Origin of the sequence: Amycolatopsis sp. NPDC059021, assembly GCF_042739895.1 — a bacterium.
GTDB lineage: Bacteria > Actinomycetota > Actinomycetes > Mycobacteriales > Pseudonocardiaceae > Amycolatopsis.
The window spans coordinates 6,590-9,938 of the sequence record NZ_JBHYIQ010000177.1 but is presented as its reverse complement, the minus strand read 5'-3'; the positions used below and the strand labels follow the sequence as shown (position 1 = coordinate 9,938).

General features: G+C 70.1%; 1 protein-coding gene. It reads left to right on the top strand.

Annotated elements, in window-relative coordinates; genetic code table 11:
- The first annotated feature begins 304 nt into the window (after positions 1-304).
- Entirely contained in the window at positions 305-3,214 is a 2,910-nt protein-coding gene (locus ACFWX1_RS46900; RefSeq protein ID WP_378396422.1) for a S8 family serine peptidase, read from the top strand.
- The last annotated feature ends 135 nt before the right edge of the window (positions 3,215-3,349 follow it).

Here is a 3,349-nt window from a genome sequence, read left to right as displayed (position 1 = left end):
GCGGGGGGGCGGGCCGAGCGGTGCAGCTCTCAAGTGCTCACTTCACGCGCGGGCGCCATGCGGGGGCCGGCCGCCGTCGGTCCGCCGTGGGGGCCCCCCCCCCCCCCACGACACTGATCCATCCGCCCGTCCTTCTGCGCTGAACGGCCTACACCTTCTGGCGGCGAACGGAAAATCTCCGTCCGCTGTCACTCGAACGGCTGCTATTGACCGTGGACGGACGGTACTTAGCCTGGTTCAGCCGGTGATCACCGGCATTGGCCAGCGTGAGTCGGGGCACGCGCCTGGAGAATCGGAGGCGCACGTGCGTCGAAGCCGTTCCCTGAAACGAAGAACCACCGTACTGGCCGCCGGTGCCGCGCTCGTCGCCGCGCTCGGCGTGGTGACCCCGCCGGTCGCCGGGGCAGCCGAGTCCACACCGGATTCGTTCGCCGAGAACTCCGCCCGCCAGATCGCCGCCCTGCAGGCGGTCAAGACCGGGCAGTCCGCCGCCGAGTCCAAAGTAGACAGCAAACTGCTCGTCGACACGAAGATCCGCGAGCGGCGGCTGAACGCCTCGGCCGTGCCCGCACTGCAGTCTGGGGCCGAAATCTCCCCGTCGGGGACCACGCTGGTCGACATCCGCGCGACCAAGGTGTCCGACGGGCTCATCGCCGAACTGACCAAGGCGGGCGCGGGCATCCGCGCGGTGTCCGACCGGCTGGCGAGCATCCGGGCCGAGGTGCCGCTCGCCGCGCTCACCGGCATCGCCGCGCGAGAAGACGTCAAGCGGGTCGAGGCCGCCGACGAGGCGATGACCGCGCGTCAGCACGAGGTGCCGAGCACCCCCGGCACGAGCACCGCGAAACCGGCGGAAACCAAGCAGCAGAAGGCGGATCGGCTCGCCGCGGAACTGCGCAGGGCGCAGGAAAGCAAGAACGCGGCGGCCGCGACGATCACCAGCGAAGGCGACCGCGCGCACAACGCCGACATCGCACGCCAGCAGTTCGGCGTCACCGGTGTCGGGGTGAAGGCGTGCGCGTTGTCCGACGGTGTCGACTCGCTGGCCGTCTCGCAGGCCAAGGGCGAACTGCCGGCGAACGTCGACGTCATCGCCGGCCAGGAGGGCAGCGGCGACGAGGGCACCGCGATGCTCGAGATCATCCACGATCTCGCGCCCAACGCGGAACTCGGCTTCGCCACCGCGTTCAACTCCGACGCGAGCTTCGCCGACAACATCCGCAAGCTCCGCTTCGAATCGCACTGCGACGTGATCGTGGACGACGTCTTCTACTTCAAGGAGTCGCCGTTCCAGGACTGGATCATCGCGCAGGCGGTGAACGACGTGACCGCCGCGGGCGCGTTGTACTTCTCCTCGGCCGGTAACGAGGGCAGCGTGCTCGACGGGACTTCCGGGCACTGGGAAGGCGACTTCGTCGACTCCGGCAAGGGAGTCGCGAAATACGCCGGGACAGCGCACAACTTCGCGGGTTCGGCCGGGACGCAGATCTTCGAGCCGATCTCGGCGGGCACGGGCGCGGTGCCCGTGACGCTGTTCTGGTCCGACCCGACCGGCGCGTCGAACAACGACTACGACCTCTACCTGCTCGACGCCAAGGGCAACGTGGTCACGTTCAGCCAGAACAACCAGACCGGGACCCAGGATCCCTACGAGCGGCTGAACACCACGGGTATCTCGGGGCTGCGGCTGGCGATCGTCAAGTTCTCCGGCGCGAACCGGTATCTGTCGCTTTCCGCGCTGCGTGGCCGTTTCGCGGACTCCCCGGACGGTCTCAAGGCCTACACCACGCCGGGCATGACGTCCGGGCATTCGGCCGCGCGTGCCGCGTTCGGTGTCGCGGCGGCCCCGGCGGCGAAGGCGTTCGGCAGGCCGCTCGAACCCGGTGACCCGGCCAACCCCGCCGGGCCGTTCCCCGGCTCGTTCTCCGGCGCCACCAAGGTCGAACGGTTCTCTTCGGACGGTCCGCGGCGGGTGTTCTACCAGGCCGACGGGACGCCGATCACGCCGGGCAACGTGTCCTCGACCGGGGGTGAAGTACGGCAGAAGCCGGAAATCACCGCCGCGGACGGCGTCCGGACGTCGGTGACCGGGTTCGACCCGTTCTTCGGCACCTCGGCCGCCGCGCCGCACGCGGCCGCGATCGCGAGCCTCGTGCTGTCCGGCAACCCCGGTCTGTCCACATCGGACGTCCGGGAAGCGCTGCTCGCCACCGCCGTCGACATCGAGACCCCTGGCAAGGACAACACCAGCGGGGCCGGGGTCCTGCTCGCGGACAAGGTGCTCTCCTACACCGGAGCCAGCCCGCAGCCGCTGGCCTTCGCGAAACAGCCGACGGTGACGCCGCCGAACGGCGCGACGGCACTCAACCCCGGTGACACCGCGACGGTGTCGTTGCCGGTCACCAACACCGGGGACGGTGCCGCCGTCTCCACCAGCGTGGTGCTCAGCAGCCCGACGCCGGGCGTCGCGATCGCGCCGCGGTCGAAGTCCTACGGCACGATCAGCCCCGGGCAGACCGGCGTCAACGACTTCGCCGTCACCGTCCCGGCGACGCACGAGGTCGGGGTGCCGGTGGTGCTGAACGCGAAGGTCACCTTCGCGGGCTCGCTTTCGCCGAAGACCGCGCGGTTCTCGGTGCCGGTCGGCACGCCGTCCTCGGTGACCAGGGACTTCGCCTACGCCGGTGACCCGGTCGCCGTCCCGGACAACAACCCGCTCGGCGCGTCGGTGCCGATCACGGTGAGCGGGGTCGGGCGGGCGTCGAAGGTGACGCTCTCGGTCGACGGAACCGTCTGCGGCACCGATCCGAAGTCGGCGACGGTGGGGCTCAACCACTCCTACGTCGGTGACCTGATCGGCACGCTGACCGCGCCGTCGGGGGCCAAGGCCACGGTGTTCAGCCGCACCGGGACCTCGGGCAAGAACCTGTGCCAGGTCGTCTTCGCCGACGGCGCCGCCAAGCCGTACAGCTCGCTGACCTCGGCCAACGCGCCGTTCACCGGCACCTGGCGGCCCGCGGCGAGCTTCGGCGCGGCGCTGGGCTCGGTGGTGGCCGACGGCACGTGGACGTTCACCGTCGCCGACGTCGCCGGCGGCGACACCGGCTCCATCCGCGCGGTCTCGTTGCACGTCAACGGGTTCGAACACCCCGCGGCCGAACGCCCGGCCGAGCTGCACCCGGTCGTGACCAACGGCCCGGTCCACCCGGTCTAGACCCGCCACGCAGGTCCGTGAAGGCCTCCTTCACAGCGCTCAGCGCCGGGAATCGGGGGAGAGACCCGGTGAGTGCGGTGCTTTTAGGAGCTGAAGAGTTAACAAAAAACGGAGCCCCGCAAAGTTTTGGATGTC